At 67.8% G+C, this 16,680-nt stretch carries 16 protein-coding genes, 2 tRNA genes and 1 pseudogene; 9 read left to right on the top strand and 10 right to left on the bottom strand.

What is annotated here, in order from left to right; all coding sequences use genetic code 11:
• Window positions 1-198: 198 nt before the first annotated feature.
• Both ACNSN4_RS11905 and ACNSN4_RS11900 read right to left on the bottom strand, forming a co-directional pair.
• Window positions 199-273 (bottom strand) — tRNA-Glu (locus ACNSN4_RS11905).
• A gap of 121 nt (window positions 274-394) precedes the next feature.
• Window positions 395-1,459, bottom strand: coding sequence for a M20/M25/M40 family metallo-hydrolase (locus tag ACNSN4_RS11900; protein ID WP_418286034.1), 1,065 nt, complete (start codon window positions 1,457-1,459; stop codon window positions 395-397).
• Window positions 1,460-1,551: 92 nt separating this feature from the next.
• On the opposite strand from ACNSN4_RS11900, the gene ACNSN4_RS11895 reads away from it, so the two are divergent.
• A complete protein-coding gene (locus tag ACNSN4_RS11895; protein ID WP_418286033.1) occupies window positions 1,552-1,842 on the top strand; it encodes a hypothetical protein in 291 nt (96 codons plus the stop codon).
• Window positions 1,843-1,916: 74 nt separating this feature from the next.
• Window positions 1,917-2,972, top strand: a complete 1,056-nt coding sequence (locus ACNSN4_RS11890) for a zinc-dependent metalloprotease (RefSeq protein WP_418286032.1) — start codon at window positions 1,917-1,919, stop codon at window positions 2,970-2,972.
• A gap of 32 nt (window positions 2,973-3,004) precedes the next feature.
• On the opposite strand, the gene ACNSN4_RS11885 is transcribed toward ACNSN4_RS11890, so the two are convergent.
• The 4 genes from ACNSN4_RS11885 to ACNSN4_RS11870 form a co-directional block, all read right to left on the bottom strand.
• Window positions 3,005-3,469 carry an OsmC family protein gene (locus ACNSN4_RS11885; protein ID WP_418286031.1) on the bottom strand — a complete coding sequence of 155 codons (465 nt, stop codon included), beginning with the start codon at window positions 3,467-3,469 and terminating at the stop codon, window positions 3,005-3,007.
• Window positions 3,470-3,531: 62 nt separating this feature from the next.
• Window positions 3,532-4,026, bottom strand: coding sequence for a CBS domain-containing protein (locus tag ACNSN4_RS11880; protein ID WP_418286030.1), 495 nt, complete (start codon window positions 4,024-4,026; stop codon window positions 3,532-3,534).
• Window positions 4,027-4,165: 139 nt separating this feature from the next.
• Window positions 4,166-4,522, bottom strand: a complete 357-nt coding sequence (locus ACNSN4_RS11875) for a HalOD1 output domain-containing protein (protein WP_418286029.1) — start codon at window positions 4,520-4,522, stop codon at window positions 4,166-4,168.
• A complete protein-coding gene (locus ACNSN4_RS11870; RefSeq protein WP_418286028.1) occupies window positions 4,515-4,964 on the bottom strand; it encodes a DUF7344 domain-containing protein in 450 nt (149 codons plus the stop codon). Before ACNSN4_RS11870 ends, ACNSN4_RS11875 begins: the two co-directional genes overlap by 8 nt.
• Window positions 4,965-5,142: 178 nt before the next feature.
• On the opposite strand from ACNSN4_RS11870, the gene ACNSN4_RS11865 reads away from it, so the two are divergent.
• The 3 genes and pseudogenes from ACNSN4_RS11865 to ACNSN4_RS11855 form a co-directional block, all read left to right on the top strand.
• Window positions 5,143-5,658: an Lrp/AsnC family transcriptional regulator gene (locus tag ACNSN4_RS11865; RefSeq protein WP_418286027.1), complete on the top strand. Its 516-nt coding sequence runs from the start codon at window positions 5,143-5,145 to the stop codon at window positions 5,656-5,658.
• A 177-nt stretch (window positions 5,659-5,835) separates the two neighbouring features.
• A complete protein-coding gene (locus ACNSN4_RS11860) occupies window positions 5,836-6,192 on the top strand; it encodes a DUF7344 domain-containing protein (protein ID WP_418286026.1) in 357 nt (118 codons plus the stop codon).
• 54 nt (window positions 6,193-6,246) lie between these two features.
• A pseudogene (locus ACNSN4_RS11855) lies at window positions 6,247-6,486 on the top strand (HalOD1 output domain-containing protein); the annotation flags it as partial.
• A gap of 72 nt (window positions 6,487-6,558) precedes the next feature.
• Here the strand turns inward: ACNSN4_RS11855 and ACNSN4_RS11850 are convergent.
• Window positions 6,559-6,712 (bottom strand) — tRNA-Met (locus ACNSN4_RS11850).
• Window positions 6,713-6,853: 141 nt separating this feature from the next.
• Here ACNSN4_RS11850 and ACNSN4_RS11845 point away from each other — a divergent pair.
• Together ACNSN4_RS11845 and ACNSN4_RS11840 are read left to right on the top strand one after the other, a co-directional pair.
• Window positions 6,854-8,191 (top strand): DUF7115 domain-containing protein, encoded by a 1,338-nt coding sequence (locus ACNSN4_RS11845; protein WP_418286025.1) that lies wholly within the window; start codon window positions 6,854-6,856, stop codon window positions 8,189-8,191.
• A 138-nt stretch (window positions 8,192-8,329) separates the two neighbouring features.
• Window positions 8,330-9,547 (top strand): mechanosensitive ion channel family protein, encoded by a 1,218-nt coding sequence (locus ACNSN4_RS11840; protein WP_418286024.1) that lies wholly within the window; start codon window positions 8,330-8,332, stop codon window positions 9,545-9,547.
• Window positions 9,548-9,586: 39 nt separating this feature from the next.
• Here the strand turns inward: ACNSN4_RS11840 and mutL are convergent, their stop codons facing one another.
• The gene (mutL, locus tag ACNSN4_RS11835) at window positions 9,587-11,389 is read right to left on the bottom strand and encodes a DNA mismatch repair endonuclease MutL (RefSeq protein WP_418286023.1); all 1,803 of its coding nucleotides are present in this window, start codon (window positions 11,387-11,389) and stop codon (window positions 9,587-9,589) included.
• Entirely contained in the window at window positions 11,379-14,150 is a 2,772-nt protein-coding gene (gene mutS, locus ACNSN4_RS11830) for a DNA mismatch repair protein MutS (protein WP_418286022.1), read from the bottom strand. Before mutS ends, mutL begins: the two co-directional genes overlap by 11 nt.
• A gap of 142 nt (window positions 14,151-14,292) precedes the next feature.
• On the opposite strand from mutS, the gene ACNSN4_RS11825 reads away from it, so the two are divergent.
• Complete coding sequence (locus ACNSN4_RS11825; protein WP_418286021.1) at window positions 14,293-14,841, top strand: J domain-containing protein; 549 nt, start codon at window positions 14,293-14,295, stop codon at window positions 14,839-14,841.
• A 39-nt stretch (window positions 14,842-14,880) separates the two neighbouring features.
• On the opposite strand, the gene ACNSN4_RS11820 is transcribed toward ACNSN4_RS11825, so the two are convergent.
• Window positions 14,881-15,558, bottom strand: a complete 678-nt coding sequence (locus ACNSN4_RS11820; protein WP_418286020.1) for a molybdenum cofactor guanylyltransferase — start codon at window positions 15,556-15,558, stop codon at window positions 14,881-14,883.
• A 155-nt stretch (window positions 15,559-15,713) separates the two neighbouring features.
• On the opposite strand from ACNSN4_RS11820, the gene pdxS reads away from it, so the two are divergent.
• Window positions 15,714-16,622: a pyridoxal 5'-phosphate synthase lyase subunit PdxS gene (pdxS, locus tag ACNSN4_RS11815; RefSeq protein WP_418286019.1), complete on the top strand. Its 909-nt coding sequence runs from the start codon at window positions 15,714-15,716 to the stop codon at window positions 16,620-16,622.
• Window positions 16,623-16,680: the final 58 nt, after the last annotated feature.

Genomic DNA, 16,680 nt, shown 5'->3' with positions numbered 1-16,680 from the left:
CCCCGGGTTATTGTCCCTCGATTTCGACGATCGCAAGACTGCGGGGGGTTTACCCCGGTGACTGTAGATGCCTCACTATATCGGAGAATCGCAGGACGGAGGCGGGTTCGATACACTTTCTGAGTCGCATTGCGCGTGAACATGGGTTTACCTCTGGTTAGTTCACAGCGAAAATCGGGAGAAGGCGTCGGATTAGAATGCTCCGGCTGGGATTCGAACCCAGGTCATTGCCGTGAGAGGGCAATATGATTGGCCGGACTACACCACCAGAGCGCGCGTCCGTTTGACGCAGTTACGGATACAACAGGATATTGTAAAACAGTTCCGTTTCGGCCCTGCTGTGCCCCGGTTTGTCGTGGTCCAGTTCGGTCAGTTGCGGCGAGGGGCACAGCGCTCAGATGTCGACAGCGAAGGGACCAGCCGCAGCCGTCTCGGCGGCGATCGCGGCCAGTAGATCGGCGACCGCATCGAGATCGTCGAGGTCGACGACTTCGACGGGCGTGTGCATGTACCGGTTCGGAATCGAAACGTTGAGCGACGGGACGCCGCCGCGCGAGGTGTAGAAGGCGTCGGCGTCGGTGCCGGTCCGGGTGCCCGCGGCCTGCAGCTGCACGTCGATGTCGGCGTCCATCGCGGCCTGCCGGGCGAGATCGACGAGAACCGGGTGGTTCGCGCTTCCTCGCGTAATAACCGGTCCCGCACCCAGCTCGACAGGGCCGCGACGTTCGCGGTCGACATCCGGGTTGTCGGTGGCGTGCGTGACGTCGACGGCGACGAACGCGTCCACGTCGTCGAGGTCGACCCCGACCATCCGGGCGCCCTGTAGTCCGACCTCCTCTTGAACCGTGGAGACGGCGTAGACGGTGGCGTCAACATCGGCGGCGGCCGCACGGCGGAGCCCCTCTGCGGCCGCCCAGGTCCCGGCCCGATTGTCGATTCCGCGGGCGGCGATGCGGTCACCGACCAGCTCCTCGATGTCCGTGGAGAAGGTGACCGGGTCACCGACCTCGACGTGCTCGCGGGCCTCTTCGGGGTCGTTCGCTCCGATATCAACGAACTGTTCGGGGATCGCCTCGTACTCGTCGTCTTCGGGGTCGCGCAGGTGGATCGCGGTCTGGCCGATGACGCCCTGCACGGGCTCGTCGGCGTGGATCGTGACGTGTTGACCCTTCGAGACGGTTCGATCGGAGCCGCCGATCCGACCGATCCGGAGGAAACCGTCCGCAAGCACGTCGCGGACGATGAACCCGATCTCGTCTGCGTGGCCTGTCACGGCGATCGTCGGTGCGTCGGGGGCGCCTTCGTGGACGGCGATGGCGTTGCCGTAGGCGTCGGTCGAGACCGCGTCGGCGAACCCGCGGACGTACTCGGTCCAGACGCGCTGGCTCGCCGTCTCGAATCCGGAGGGACTGGCGGTCGCGAGCAGATCACCGAGGAACGCTCGCTCTGGCTCGTGCATGGTCGTGGGTCACCCGGGAGCAGACAAGAACCCGCCGATCAGGACCCGCTACCGGCGGCACTAATAAGCCGATCGCAAGAGAACGAACCGGTATGAGCGACACATCGTTCACGATACTCGAGGTGCACCTCGGCGACGGTGACATCCAGATCGGTCCCTTCGGGCTGGATGTCGCCCCGGGCGAACAGGCGGAAGTCGCGGGAGAGCCCGCGAGTGACGAGGAAGATGAGACCGAAACTGGCGGCAAAGGCGGGCGCTGTTCGGTGAAGTCGATCGTCGGCGTCGTGCTCGCCATGGGGCTACTCGCGGCGGCCGCTATCGCCGCGACAAAGTTCCTCGGTGACGACGAGAAGGCCCCGTCGGGCACTGCTAGCGGCGCCTGAGAGGTCTGCGTGCGGCGTGGACGACCACTACGAACCGACGCAAGCGATTTGGGTCGGGCATCCCTCCGTGTTGTATGGACATTCTCCGAAGCCTCCGTGCGGTATCCGAGGCCTCCGGCCCGGGCGTTATCGACTGGGACCGAGCCGCGGCGGCCGCGAAAGCGGGCACCGACTCGGGGTCCCTCGCACTCACCGCCGCCGAGCGGCAGGGCTACGCGGCCGACGTACGAGATGCACGGACACGCCTCCGCGACGTCGCCGGGATCGAGTTCGACGTGCCGGACACGATCGAGATCCAGAACCGCCACCACTGGATCGACGCGAGCGTCGACACGTTCCGGAACGTGATGGCGCCGGTCGAGGCCGCCGCGACCGGACGGCAGGACGCGGACGGAGATCCGTTCGGCAACGCCGTGATCGGTCCCGTCGACGGACCGATCGGCGGCCCGACAGGCGGCCCCCTCGGAGCGTTCTCACAGGACCTCTCGCGGGTCGCCAACACGGGAACGATGGCGTTCACCCTCGGCTTTCTGGCGCGTAACGTGCTCGGACAGTACGACCCGCTGTTGCTCGCCGACAAGCCCGATGCCGACCACGGCCTCTACTTCGTCCATCCGAATATCGTTACCGTCGCCGCCTCTCTCGACGTCGACTACCCCCGGTTCAGGCGCTGGATCGCGTTCCACGAGGTGACCCACGCGGCGGAGTTCGGAGCGGCCCCGTGGCTACCGGAGTACCTGGAGTCGCGCGTCGAACGCGGCGTCGACGAGCTGACGGCCGGCGGGCTCGACCGCGAGTCGTTCGCGGAGCTGCAGACGGCGATGACCGCGGTCGAGGGATACGCCGAGATGCTGATGGACCGCGCGTTCGACGACGCGTACGACGACCTTCGACGCAAGCTCGACGAGCGGCGTGGCGGCGGCGGACCGATTCGTCGACTCGCGAGCCGGCTGCTCGGTCTCGGGCTGAAACGGCGGCAGTACGAGCGCGGTGCCGCCTTCTTCCGTCACGTCGCCGACGCTCGCGGGATCGAGGCCGCCGGGGCCGTCTGGGAGCGCCCCGAGAACCTCCCGACGAGCGCGGAGATCGAGGACCCCGACGTGTGGCTGGTGCGGGTCGATCCGTCGTAGTCCGCGTCGAACCGGGAGGCCCCCAGACCGAGTTAGGACAGATCGAGTGCGATCGGGGTTTCTCCGCCGAGGTTATCGCTCACGGGACATCGCTGCTCGACGCGAGCGAGCCACTCGTCGCGAGTCTCGTCGTCGACGGGATCACCGTCGTTCGACCGTAGCTCCGCCTGGACCGACGCGCGAATCTCTTGGAAGCCAGCGCGGGTGTCGACGTCCGCTCCCTCGAACTTCGCCGGGTCGAGGTCTCCTTCGAGGTCGATCGCCAGCTCGACGATCTCGATGTCCATCTCGCCGGCGACGACGCGCCCGACGATACTCAGACAGCCGCCCAGGGAGCCGAGCAGGTACTCGACCGGATTCGGTCCCTCGTCCGTGCCGCCGAGCGATTCCGGCTCGTCGATCACGAACTCGAACTGCCGGGTCTCCGCGCGGACCTCCATGCCGTCTTTGAGTTCCGTACGGGCGTCGAACGTCGCGGTCTGGTTTACGTCGCTCATACGTGACGACACGTGTCAGTCGAATATCAACGTCGGGGACCGTTCCCACGACAAGAGATCGGCTACGCCAGCCGCTTATCGCGAAACGCGCGGATCACGTCCTGTCGAGCGATGATCCCGACGAGTCGCCCGTCGTCGTCGACGACCGGAACGCGGTTGATGTCCGGGTCGTCGCCAGCGAGCAGGTCGAGAACCGTATTGACGTCGGCGTCCGGCGTGACCGTCGCCACGTCAGTACTCATGACGTCGGAGATAGGGCGGTCGGCGTTCCGTACCATGTCGACGCCCAGATCGAGGTCGGCCCACGGCGGCTTTATCTGATACGTGAGCGTGTCGACGAACGGCGGGAGCCCGATCGGGATCCACAGCGTCTCGTCGTCCGGCTCGAACAGGTCCACGAGGTCGGACTCGGTGACGACACCGACCACCCGGTCCGCGTCGTCAACGACGGGGAACCCGCTGAATCCGTAGCGGGCGAATCGCTTGAACACGTCCGCGACGTCGTCGTCGGGAGCGACCGTCTTCACGTCGGACTCCATGAGGTCACGCGCTTGCATACGGGAGCCGTCGCGTCACGGGCGGGTAGTCGTTTCGGCCGCGAGCAGGCGACCCGAAAGCACTCCTCGAGAGTGTGGACGGAGGGTAGACGGGAAGAAGGCCGAAAAAGGAGGGTCGCCGCGTCACCTCACCGGCGAGTCACGTCGGCTCACTCTCGTCAGATTCGTGAACCTGAACCCACCCGTTGCCCCGCACTCTGATCAGGTATTCGGTGTAGCGAAACTCGACGCTACCGGTGCCGTTCGTAACGATTCGTTCGCCGTCGCGACCGAAAAGGGCCGTTTCGATGGCAGCCACGTCGACGCTCTCGTACAGGGGTGGAGACGATATCTCGTCCGGAGGTACCCCCTTAGCGTCCGCGATCGCGAACACGATAACGGTCGAGAGCTCCGTGTTGCCTGCAGGGTCGTAGGGCCGTTGTGCGACTTGCTTCCAGTGCGCGTCTCGCCCGAGGGTCGAATCGTCGTCACGGTCTGAGTTGCTATTATCACTCATCGTCATCCTGATCGCTCCGTGCGTGTGCCTCTCGGGGGCTATCGAGGCTGCCGCCTATCCCTTCGAGTGCCGCCAAGACCTGCTCGGCGTTCCTCGCAGCCGTAACCGTCTCGCTCGCCGCGTCGAACCAGACAACACCGTCATCAGCCAGCTTCGGAACGTGGACGTGGTAGAGCGAAACGTACACACGTTGCTGCTGGCTGTCGGTGACGGCGTCTTCGGGTATCTCGTTCTCCCAGGCGGCGATATTTCTCGCCAACTCTCGTAACGACCTCCGTGTGTCCTCGAGAAGCGAATAACAGAGGTATCGGCGCCGAGGGTGACTCAGTGCCTCGTAGACGTGGGCTAACTCCAGTACCTCTACCGGGATCTCCTGTCCCTCGCTCGACGGACTCTCAGAGCCAGTGTCAGTCTCGGTATCCTGCTCAGGCTCTTCATCCATGTGATATCTACCAAGCAACCAACGTATTAACCGGTTTCGTCGATTAGTATATAACTGGCGCAGATCTGGTGAACTCCCCGGTAGAGACTACAATCGAAACCGGTTACGGTCGACAGAGAGACAGCGCGTGTCCGGTCTGGGCGAGCGATTCAATTGACTCGCCAGCGAAACTACCGCCATGAGTGATAACCCACTCAACAACCTCGATCGCCGGATCCTGCACCTGTTGCAGGTGGACGCCCGTGGGGCCTCCGACACGGACATCGCGAATGAGACGGACGTGACTGGAACGACGATTCACAACCGAATCACGCAATTGGAGGAAAAGGGCATCATCACCGGCTACAATCCGGAAATTGACTACGAGCAGGCGGGGTATCCGATGCAAGTGTTGTTCATCTGCTCGACGGACCTCTCCCGTCGCTCGGAGATGGCGGAGAAGGCCCTCGAAGTTCGGGGTGTCGTTAACGTCCGGGAGATGCTGTCCGGCGAGGAAAACCTACATATCGAGGTCGTCGCCGAATCGACTTCCGAGATCAAGGAGAGTACCGACCAGTTAGACGACCTCGGCCTGCGAATCGTGAGCAGCAACCTGCTGGCAGAAGAACACATCCAGCCGTGGAATCACTTCCATCAACGGCTCGCCGGAGAGGACGCCGATGCGCCCGAGGAAATCGGTTCGTCCGAAGAGTAGCCGCTCGCCGAACGGAAGAGAGTAGTTGGAGAACCGAATCCGATCCCCACGCGCTCCGGTCTGCTGACTCTGTTTCCTTGGAGAAGTCAAACAAACACCCGGTTTCGTTCGATATTATCAATTATGTATAATTATATTAAAAAAGACATTAAGTCGGTCCGGCCAGGAGGACAGGCAGTGACATCATCGAACACAGCGAGTTTGGGCGAGACATTCGATCTGCTGACGCACCCCTACCGACGCTACGTCTTATATTACCTACGAACACACTCCGAGGTAGTCGCCATCGACACCCTCACGGCGATGCTCGCCAACGAGCTGGAAGATCCATCCGCGACGGCTGCGAACGATACGACCGAACGCATCGAGATCGCCCTCCATCACATGCACCTCCCGAAACTCGCCGACGCTGGCCTCATCACGTTTGCTCGGGGCGGGCAATCGGTTGCATTCGACGGGATAAACGGGCACGGCCAGTTCATCGATCAAGCGGCACGTGTCGACGGCTATGTACCGCCCGCCGCGGGCGATTGAGAACGGTGGCTCGACCAGATCGATTCCATCCACGGCGCGAACGATAGAGATAGTATGACAGGGAATCGTGACGACGAACTCATTCATCGGGAATTGAACACCGACAGAGGGGTGCCGGCTGTTGCGATCGCGGAAGGTGTCGCTGACTTTGAGGGAACGCGAGTGAGCGAACTGACGCCGACATGCGACTGTATCGACGGGATGATCGCGGAATCGTATCCGAACCCGCCCTCACCAGAGGCACAGATAACGGTCGAGTTCACGTATCGCGGCTACCGCAGTACCGTCGAGCGGAGCGGCGCCGCGCAGTTCGTCCGGGCTGCGTACGCGGGCTGTATCACTGGACAGGTTAACGACAGTGTAGTATGGCCGGGGTGGGCTCCGAACCCACGATCTCCGCATGTCCCAGGTCCGAGGCTCGGCGGAGCCACGGGAAGGACGCGGACGCTTCCAAGGCGTCACCGCACCGAATCTCCGAACCCTATGAGTGCGGCGCTATGTCCAGCTAAGCCACCCGGCCTCACTCGATCGTACCGCGATGAAACTCTTTAACCTTCCCATCCGTCGGAGGGTTGTGAGTGGGTGACAGAGGCGGTCCGGGCGAGCGGATCTGAGAACTGGACCCCGCGGATTTATCACCGGCGGGGCGGATAGCCGCGATATGAGCCTTCCCGAACTGCTCGCGGAGACCGTCGGCGACGAAAGCGTCGTCGCCGCGGTCTCACTCGGGGGTGACGACCGCCTCGCGGTCACGCCCACGCGAACCCTCATTTACCGCGGCGACGGGCTGTTGTCCGACGAGTCGGTCGCGGAGTACTCCCACGACGTCGAGCGCATCGCGCTCTCGACGGGTCGCCGCAAGGCGAAGCTCACTCTCGACTACGGCCTCGACGGCGACGAAACGCTCTCCGTTCCGACGAAACGCGCCGACGAGGTCCTCCATCCGATCCTCGCGGGAGTCCTCTCCGCGAGCGGCGTCACCGGTCCCGGCGAGTCGGTCGTCCGCACGTTCCGCTTTTCGGAGCTCACCCTCGTCGTGACCAGCGACCGGCTCGTCAAACACGTCGGCTCCGCGGTGTGGGACGACGAGTTCGAGGAGTTCCCCTACGCCTCGCTCACCGACCTCGACTTCGAGGAGGGAACCGTTGCGACCGCAGTCGTGTTGACGCACGACGGTCGATCGGAGCGGTTTAAAGCGCCAAACGAATCCGCCCGGGCCGTGCGGGAGACGCTCGTCGATGCAGTCTGTGCGTTCCACGGCGTCGACAGCCTCGAAGAGTTCCGAGTGACCGTCGCCGAAGACGGGGACGGCGAAAGCGGCGGCAGCACGGAAGACGCCGCGACGAGTACCACCGACTTCGGCGAGGGTCCGGACCCGCTGTCGGCCTCCCCCGTCGCAGACGCGGAGGCCGAGGCGGAAGCCGAGGCAGGATCCGGGACGAACACGGCAGTTGAGACGGACCGGACGACCGAGGCGACCGGGACAGGCGGAACGGCCGGGACGAGTGCAGACCCGCTCTCTGCCGACGTGGGCGACGCCGAGCCGTCTCCCGACGTACCGACGGAGGCGGCGGACGAGGACCAATCCGAGGGCGCCGCAGCCGCGCGGGATGCGACGAATACGGACGTAGACGCGATTGACGACTCGGTCGGCGGCCACCCGGCCGACGCTGACCTCAGCCGGAGCGAGTCGGACGACGGCGGCGGGGTCGACACCGGTTCAAGTGACGGCCCGGCAGCCGACTTCGCGACCGTCGGGACCGGCGAACCGGACCCCGCGTCTCCCGCGACTGACACCTCGGCAAACGCGGCGGATATCGACGACGCGACCGACGACGCCTTCGATGGGTCACCGTTCGAGACCGCTGGCATCGAGGGGGAAGACCTCGCGACCGAAGTCGCCGAACTCCGCCACGCCGTCGAGACGCAGTCGGAACGCCTCGACCGGCAGTCGGCGCTCATCGAGCAGCTGATCGCGGAGCTCCGGCGGGGTCGGTGAGGCCGCAGTCGGCCGTTTGTCGGCAGTTGATAGGACCGCAGTCGGCCGTCCGTCGACGGGAAATGCACTCGTCGCGGCGTTCTCCGATCCGATAGCTGCGACGCGGGGTTTATAAGCGAAACGACGAAGCTTCGAAGAGTGACCGCGGAACTCGGAACACAGGCCGACGCGCTGCTCGGCAGCGTCGCAACGATAGAGGCGCGGCTCGCGGTGACTGTCGGGATCCTGTTCGCGACCGTCGCCGTCGGCTGGCTGGTGCTCCCCCGGCTCGTTCGTGTGGCCGAGCGAGCCGTGTCCCGCTGGGTGGAGCGCTTCCTCGACGACCGCGGGGAACACTCGATCGAGACGCTCCGCGAGGCGGTTCCGATCTCCTTCGGACTGCGGCTGCTCGTCGGCACCCTCCAACTGGCGCTGTTCGCGCTTGCCGCCGCCGCAACCCTGACCCTGTGGGGCCAGTTCAACGTCGTCGTCGCGGTGCTGCCCGTCGCGGAGAACGCCGTGACGATCGGGGCACAGGCCGTGCTTTCGGGGCTGCTACTCGGCGCCGCCTACGTCGCGAGCGACGTCTTAGAGGAGTACGTGTCGGCGATGTCGAACGACAGCGACCGCATCACGGCACACCAAGAGCAGCTGCTCACCCGGATCATGCAGGTGGGACTGCTCGTGGTCGCCGGGATCACCGTCCTCGGCATCTGGGGGGTGAACCTCGGTGGACTCCTCGTCGGAGCGGGGTTCCTCGGCATCGTGCTCGGGATGGCAGCCAGACAGACGCTCGGGTCGCTCATCGCCGGCTTCGTGTTGATGTTCGCGCGCCCGTTCGAGATCGGCGACTGGGTCGAGATCGGCAACGAGGAGGGGTTCGTCACGGAGATCACCATCATGAACACGCACATGCGGAACTTCGACGGGGAGTACGTGGTGGTGCCCAACGATCTCGTGACGAACCAGGCGATCACGAATCGGAGCCGCGAGGGACGGCTCCGGATCCACATGGAGGTCGGGATCGGGTACGACGACGACCCGAACCGCGCGAGCGACGTCGCCGAGGACGTCCTCACGGAGATCAACACCGTCGCGAACAACCCGGAGCCGTACGTGATTCCCTCGGAGTTCGGCGACTCGGCGATCGTGCTCGATCTCCGCTTCTGGATCGACCCGCCGACGCCACAGGCGCGGTGGCGGTCGAAGGCGACCGCCGTCGAGGAGATTCAGCGCCGATTCGCCGAGGCCGGGATCACCATCCCGTACCCCCAGCGCACGGTCTCGTACCCGCCCGGAACCGCCGAGGGCGACGAGACGGTCGAACGCGTCGAGCGGTTCGAGACGCCGGAGGGGCGACCGACCGGCGACGACTGACCCCCGCGAAACGCGCAGCGTCTGGCAGGCGGGGATCAGTCACCGATCCCGACCGAACGCCGCCGCGAACGTCGCTTCCTCGACCGCCATCACGGTCGGCCGTCCGTGCGGACACGCGTACGGGCGCTCGCACTCGCCGAGCCGATCGAGCAGCGATCGCACCTCGTCACGCGTCAGTTCTCCGAGGTCGCCGCGCTTCAGCGACGGGTGACAGGCGAGGTCGGCGAGCAGCGCCTCGCGGGCGTCTCGCGGCGACTCGCCGTCAGTCAGGGCCGCGAGCGCGTGCCGGAAGGCGTCGTCGTCGGCGGTCCGGCCGAACGGGGCCGGGACCGCGCGGAGCCGGACGGTTCCCCCGCCGAACGGCTCCGTCTCGAAGCCGAGCGCGGTGAGGGCGTCCGCGTGCGCCTCCGCCGCGGCCGCCTCGGGCGCCGACAGCGACGCCGTCGCGGGCGGGTCGAGCTCGGCCGTCGGCACTGGGTCGCCGTCGAACGCCCGCGAGAGCCGCTCGTAGTTCACCCGCTCGTGGGCGGCGTGCCCGTCGATCACGAGTAGCTCGTCGCCCGACTCGACGAGCACGTAGAGGTCGCGAAACGTCCCGATCGGCTCGGCGTCGGCGAACGCCACCGAGCGCGTCCCGTCCGCCTCCCCGACCGAACCGAGTGCGCTCTCGAGGTCGGTGTCGACCGCGGCCTTCCGCCGGAGGTCCGCACCGGTGAGCGCGTCGTCCACGGCGGACTCGACCGCCTCGGCGACCCGGCCCGCGTCCCGGAGGCCGATCGCTCGCTTCGCGGGGTGGACGTTCGGGTCCACTCGTTCCGGTGGCACCGCGACGTCGACGGCGGCGATCGGCTCGCGGCCGTCGGGGAGCAGTCGACCGTACCCCGCCCGGACCGCGGCCGCGAGCCGGTCGTTCCGGACCGGCCGACCGTTCACCGCGATCCGGACGTAGTCACGCGAAGCGCGGGTGATCGAGGGGTATCCGAGCGCACCGGAGACGGCGACAGAAACCGACGTGGCGTCCGTCTCGTCGACCTCGATGTCGACCGTCGCCGCGAGAGCCGTCGACCGGCTCGCAGTCTCGCGGTCGTACACGCCCAAGAGCGCGTCAGTGATCCCAGATCCGGGCGTCGACAGCGTCGTCGAGCCGTCGTGGTCGAGGGTGAACGCCACGTCCGGGACCGCGAGCGCGTAGTCGGCGACGACCGTCGAGATCCGGGCGAACTCCGCGGCGGCGCTCGCGAGCGACTCCCGCCGCGCCGGGCGGGTCGCGAACAGGTCCTCGACGACGACCGTGGTACCGCGGGCGCGGCCGGCGTCCGTGACGGTCGGGTCGTCGCCGTTCGTTGAGGTACCGTCGCCGTTCGCCGCCGTCCCGTCGACGACGACCCGAGTCCCGACCGGACCGCCGTCGCTCGTCGTCAGTTCGAGCCGCGAGGCGTCGGCGATCGCGGCCAGCGCCTCCCCGCGGAAGCCGAGCGAGTCGACGCCGACCGGGTCGCCGTCGGGAGCCAGCTTGCTCGTCGCGTGACGCTCGACGGCGAGACGGGCGTCCTCGCGGGTCATACCCCGGCCGTCGTCGGCGACCCGGATTCGGTCGGTGCCGTCGCCGTCGACCGCGATCTCGACGCGTGACGCGCCGGCGTCGATGGCGTTGTCGATCAGCTCGGCGACGACGCGGGCGGGTCGGGTGACCACCTCGCCGGCCGCGATCCGGTCGACGGTGTCGGCGTCGAGCCGACGGACGCGAGACGATTCGTCGTCGACGGGGCCGGGGTCGGTCGTCTCGCACTCACTGACCGAGTCGTCGTGATCGCCAGTCGGCCCGTCGCGCTCACCGCTCATCGTCGAGCCTCGACTGAATGTCGTGTAACGCGTTCAGGGCCTCGATCGGGGTCATTCGTGCGAGGTCGAGGTCGCAGAGATCGGCCACAAGGTCGGGTGGAGCGCCGGATTCGGCCTCGCGAATCGCATCGTCTCTTCCGCGTTGTCGGATCTCGTCGTCCCGTGCGTCGACGGTGTCGGCGGGGTCGGCGTGCTCGGCGGTGTCGGCGTGCTCGGCGGTGTCGGCGTGCTCGGCGGTGTCGTTCACTGCGGATCCGTCGGACCGCGCCACCTCGTCTCCGTCGACGAGCGCTCGCGAGCGATCGACGACGGGCGCCGGGACGCCGGCCAACTCAGCGACCTCGACTCCGTACGACGAGGAGGACGCGCCGGGAACAACCCGGTGGAGGAACGTCACCTCGCCGTCCTCGCGGGTGGCGGTAAAGTGGAGGTTGAAGACGCGCTCGCGCTCGTCCGCGAGGTCGGTGAGTTCGTGGTAATGCGTGGCGAACAGGGCGGTCGCGCCGAGTTCGTCGTGGACGAACTCGATCGCGGCGCGGGCGATGGCGCGCCCGTCGGTCGTCGCGGTGCCGCGGCCCACCTCGTCCAAGAGCACCAGCGAGTCCGGTCCGGCGTCGTGGAGGATCTGCGTTAGCTCGCTCATCTCCCGCATGAACGTCGACTGCCCGCCGGCGATGTCGTCGGAGGCACCGACTCGGGTGAACAGCCGCTCGAAAACGGGAAGTGTGGCGGCCTGTGCGGGAACGAACGACCCGGTCTGTGCGAGTACCGTCGCGAGCGCGACCGACCGCATGTACGTCGACTTCCCGCTCATATTCGGGCCGGTGATCACGGCGACGCCGCCCCGCGGGAGGTCGACATCGTTGGGGACGAACGACGGCTCGGTTCGCTCGACGACGGGATGACGACCGCCCTCGATCGAGACGCCCGCGTCGGGGTCGCTAACCATCACGGGGCGGACGTAGTCGCCCTCGACGGCGACGGTCGCCAGCGAACAGAGCGCGTCGAGGGCGGCGAGCGCGTCCGCCAGCGACTGGATCCGCTCTGTCTCGCTCGCCACGCGCTCCCGGACGTCGACGAACAGCTCGTACTCCACCGCGTCCGCGCGCTCGGCCGCGCCGACGATCTCCTCCTCGCGCTCCTTCAGCTCGGGGGTGACGTACCGCTCGCTGTTCTTCAGCGTCTGGCGCCGACGGTAGTCGTCCGGGACGCGATCGAGGTTGGCGTCGGTCACCTCGATGTAATAGCCGTGGACCTGGTTGTGTCCCACCGACAGCGAGTCGATCCCGGTGCGCTCGCGCTCCGACACCTCCAGGTCCGCGACCCACTCCCGCCCCTCTCGCTCGGTCGCACGCAGCGCGTCGAGCTCCTCGTCGAATCCCTCGCGGATCACGCCGCCGTCGGTGATCTCCGGCGGCGGGTTCGCGGCGATAGCGCCGTCGATCAGCTCGCGGATCTCGGCCAGTTCGTCGAGCCGGTCGCGGAGTTCGCGGAGGTGAGCGGTTCGGGGGTGCTCCTCATCCGTGCCCTCCGGGTCGCCCTCACCCCCCGCTAGCGTCGACTTCAGCTCCGGGACGACCGCGAGCGTCGCGTGCAGCGATCGGAGGTCACGGGCGTCGGCCCGCCCGCGGGAGACCCGCCCGACCAGCCGTTCGAGGTCGTACGCGTCGGCGAGCGCGTCGGCGACGCCCTCCCGGACGAGGCTTCGGTCAGCCAGCTCGCCGACCGCGTCGTGGCGGCTCCGGATCGGGTCGGCGTCGACGAGGGGCCGCCGGAGCCACCGCTCCAGACAGCGGCGGCCGAGCGCACAGTTCGTCTCATTGAGGGCGTCGAACAGCGTGTCGCTCGCCCCGAGCCCGCGGTTCTCGAACAGTTCGAGGCTCCGCTGGGCGGCCGCGTCGAGTCGGAGCCGGTCTCGCGGGTCGTACCGGCGAATCCGGGTGACGTACGAGAGCGGGCCGTCGTCGCCCTGCGTGTACTCCGCGTACGCGAGCACGGCACCGGCAGCGCGAAGCTCGGCGTCGGCCTCGAAGCGACGCTCGGGAGCGGGGAGATACGCCTCCAGCCGCTCCGTCGCGGCCCGCCGGTCGAAGACGCTCGAGTCGTACTCGTGGGCCGTCCAGCCGCGCTCGGCGTCTGCGGGCTCGAACCCCGGTGCGTTCGGACCCGCGATCAGCTCCGCCGGGGCGACGCGGTCGAGTTCGCCGGCGATCGCGTCGCGGTCGCCGGACGTGACGAGACACTCGCCGGTGGAGACGTCGACGGCGGCGAGGCCGATAGAATCCAGAGAGCCGTTCGTCTCTCCACCCCCGGCCGCCACCGCCGCGACGTAGTTCGTCGTCCCCGCCTCCAGAAGGTCGTTCTCGACGACGGTACCCGGGGTGATCACCTCGGTGACGGCGCGGTCGACGAGTCCGGAGGCCTGTTCGGCGTCCTCGACCTGATCGCCGAGCGCGACCCGGTACCCCGCGTCGAGCAGCGATTCGAGGTACGGGGCCGCGTTGTCGATGGGAACGCCGGCCATCGGATAGTCGCCGGTCGAGTCCGATCGCTCGGTCAAGGTCACCTCGCAGACGCGGGCGACCGCCTCGGCCGCCTCGCAGAACGCCTCGTAGAAGTCCCCGACCTGGAACAGCACGAGCGCGTCCTCGTGGGCGGCACACAGGTCCGCGTACTGCGAGAGCATCGGCGTGAGCTCGTCGCGGGCGGCAGCGACCCCGGGCGGGAGCCCCGTCACCGTCTCTCGGTCCGCCGTTGGCATATCACGGATCCGGTCGGCCGCGGACATAAACGGTGCGGAGGCGTCGCTCCGCGAGAGCAATCGTTCTCCCGATCACCGGTCGCCGCAACCGTTGCCGTGCCCCCGCCGAGACGCTTACAACGCTGGCGCCCCGATTACGGCCGTGACGAACCGCGCGATCATCGTCGGACTGGCCGCGACGTTCATCGGGCTGACGGCCCTGCTCGCCGTCGCCGGAGTGGTCGTCTCGCCGGTGCTCCTCGCCGTCGCCGTCCCGTTCGGCGTCGTCTCCTACTTCCTCTGGTACCACGCCAGCGGCCGACTCCGCGACCGCGTCCGTCGAGAGGCGTCGCAAGCGGGCCCGGCCGAGCGCGAGCGGGCCCGACGGCGAGCCCGAGCCGCGGAGCACCGCCGGAACGCCTACCGCTCCGCCGGGGCGACAGACGGGGGCGTCGGCGGGTCAGCCGACGGGTTCGGCCCCCGAGGAAGCGGGAACGCCGGTGCGTGGGACCCGCGCGACCGCGCGCCGCCCGCCGACGGGATGACCGAACGGGAGGCGTACGAGACGCTCGGCCTCGACCGGACCGCCGACCGCGAGGCGATCCGCTCGACGTACCGCGAGCGAGCGAAGCGACTCCACCCGGACGGCGAGGACGGCGACGAGGAGGCGTTCAAGCAGCTGAACGAGGCGTACGAGGTCCTGAAGGGCTGAGTCGGAGGCCGGCGTGTGACCCGGGTTGTGGCGAATTCGTTACTCGTTCCGAGCCGCAGCGACGACCGCCTCCGCCTCCGCGAGCTCCCCGCGCGTGTTGACGTTCGTGAACGTGCGCTCCGTCGTCCGCTCGTGAACCGTCGCGTCATCGACGGTTATCCAGTTCAGCCCGTCGAGCGGCGCGACCAGCTTCCGGTCGCCGCGGTCGAGCGCGCGGTCGCAGGCGGCAGCCATCGCGTCGGCCCGGTACACCGCCTGCGTCGTCTGGAGCCATCGGTCGTCGATCCGGGGGATCGCGGCGTCGTGGCCCGCGGCGTCCGCGACGAGCGAGTCGAGGAAGCCGGGGTCGACGAACGGCATGTCGCAGGCGACGACCGCGACGTACTCGCCGGGCGCCGCCCGGCAGGCGTTCCGGACGCCCGCCACCGGCCCGAGGTCGACGTCGTCGTCGAGCGCCCAGCGGACCGGGAGTGTGATCCCGTCGAGTGCGGCGGCGACGGCGTCTCGCTGGTCGGGTCGGCAGTTGATCACGAGGTCGTCGACGACCGGGTCGCCGGCCGCCGCGCGGTCGCCGCCGGGAGGGATCGGGTCGTCCGTCCCCGCGAGTCGGTCGGCGACGCGGCGGATCATCGGAACACCGCCGAGCTCGACGACCGACTTGTCGGCGTCGCCGAAGCGGGTCGACCGTCCGCCGGCGAGAATGGCTCCGCTGGTCATGACTGACCGGTCGGTCGCGGGGCACTTCGCGGTTGCGGTGCGGCGTCGAAATCGACCGGTATCTCGGGCGAACGCCTCGCCCTGGAAAAACGTCCGAGCCGCCGATATCCGGGCGAAAGCGACCCGTTAAGTGTCCGGCGTTCCATCGATCGTACATGGCAGAGGCCACGGATTTGGCGGAGCTGAAGCGGGGGACCGAACTGGTCAAGCGCGGCTTCGCGCAGATGCAGAAGGGCGGCGTCATCATGGACGTCGTCAACAGTGAACAGGCCCGCATCGCGGAGGACGCCGGCGCGGTCGCCGTGATGGTACTGGAACACGTTCCGGCGGACATCCGCAAGCGCGGCGGCGTCGCGCGGATGCCCGACCCCGAGCGGGTCCCCGAGGTCATCGACGAGGTCTCGATCCCCGTGATGGGCAAATCGCGTATCGGCCACCGCAAGGAAGCGGAGATCCTCGAAGCGCTCGGCGTCGACATGATCGACGAGTCCGAGGTGCTCACGCCCGCCGACGACGAGTACCACACCGACAAGCGCGACTTCGCGTCGCCGTTCGTCTGCGGCGCCCGCGACCTTCCCGAGGCGCTCCGACGCATCCGCGAGGGTGCGGCGATGATCCGCACGAAGGGCGAGGCCGGCACCGGCGACGTGAATCAGGCGGTCAAACACCAGCGCACCATCAAAACCCAGATCCGCACGCTCACCGGACTCAACTACGAGGAGCGCGAGAAGTGGGCCCGCGAACACGGTGCCCCCCGCGATCTGGTCCACGAGACCGCGGAGGCCGGCCGCCTCCCGGTCGTCAACTTCGCCGCAGGCGGGATCGCGACGCCCGCCGACGCCGCCCTCATGATGTACCACGGCTGTGACGGCATCTTCGTCGGCTCCGGTATCTTCGGCGCAGAGGACCCCGAGGCGATGGGCGAGGCCATCGTCGAGGCCGTCAACAACTGGGACGACCCCGACGAGCTCGCCCGGATCGCGAGCGGCACCGGCAAGGGGATGAAGGGGCAGTCGAACGCCGACATGCCCGAAGAAGAGAAGCTGCAGGGTCGCGGCGTCTAGCTACCGAGACGCGGATGCGGGACTGATTTTCCCGATCACGGCAACACGAGAATGAGCG

It is taken from the genome of Halorubrum marinum (assembly GCF_048381195.1).
Classification (GTDB): domain Archaea; phylum Halobacteriota; class Halobacteria; order Halobacteriales; family Haloferacaceae; genus Halorubrum.
Note: the sequence above shows the minus strand (reverse complement) of the source record. Positions and strands in the feature narration are given on the sequence as shown.

What these genes read in the sequence shown, in the direction of transcription:
- ACNSN4_RS11890 (WP_418286032.1), top strand. Translation starts at nt 1,917, where the DNA reads ATGGACATTCTCCGAAGCCTCCGTGCGGTATCCGAGGCCTCCGGCCCG.
- pdxS (WP_418286019.1), top strand. Translation starts at nt 15,714, where the DNA reads ATGGCAGAGGCCACGGATTTGGCGGAGCTGAAGCGGGGGACCGAACTG.
- ACNSN4_RS11885 (WP_418286031.1), bottom strand. Translation starts at nt 3,469, where the DNA reads ATGAGCGACGTAAACCAGACCGCGACGTTCGACGCCCGTACGGAACTC.
- ACNSN4_RS11870 (WP_418286028.1), bottom strand. Translation starts at nt 4,964, where the DNA reads ATGGATGAAGAGCCTGAGCAGGATACCGAGACTGACACTGGCTCTGAG.
- ACNSN4_RS11820 (WP_418286020.1), bottom strand. Translation starts at nt 15,558, where the DNA reads ATGACCAGCGGAGCCATTCTCGCCGGCGGACGGTCGACCCGCTTCGGC.
- ACNSN4_RS11900 (WP_418286034.1), bottom strand. Translation starts at nt 1,459, where the DNA reads ATGCACGAGCCAGAGCGAGCGTTCCTCGGTGATCTGCTCGCGACCGCC.
- ACNSN4_RS11845 (WP_418286025.1), top strand. Translation starts at nt 6,854, where the DNA reads ATGAGCCTTCCCGAACTGCTCGCGGAGACCGTCGGCGACGAAAGCGTC.
- ACNSN4_RS11895 (WP_418286033.1), top strand. Translation starts at nt 1,552, where the DNA reads ATGAGCGACACATCGTTCACGATACTCGAGGTGCACCTCGGCGACGGT.
- ACNSN4_RS11880 (WP_418286030.1), bottom strand. Translation starts at nt 4,026, where the DNA reads ATGCAAGCGCGTGACCTCATGGAGTCCGACGTGAAGACGGTCGCTCCC.
- ACNSN4_RS11865 (WP_418286027.1), top strand. Translation starts at nt 5,143, where the DNA reads ATGAGTGATAACCCACTCAACAACCTCGATCGCCGGATCCTGCACCTG.
- mutL (WP_418286023.1), bottom strand. Translation starts at nt 11,389, where the DNA reads ATGAGCGGTGAGCGCGACGGGCCGACTGGCGATCACGACGACTCGGTC.
- ACNSN4_RS11875 (WP_418286029.1), bottom strand. Translation starts at nt 4,522, where the DNA reads ATGAGTGATAATAGCAACTCAGACCGTGACGACGATTCGACCCTCGGG.
- mutS (WP_418286022.1), bottom strand. Translation starts at nt 14,150, where the DNA reads ATGCCAACGGCGGACCGAGAGACGGTGACGGGGCTCCCGCCCGGGGTC.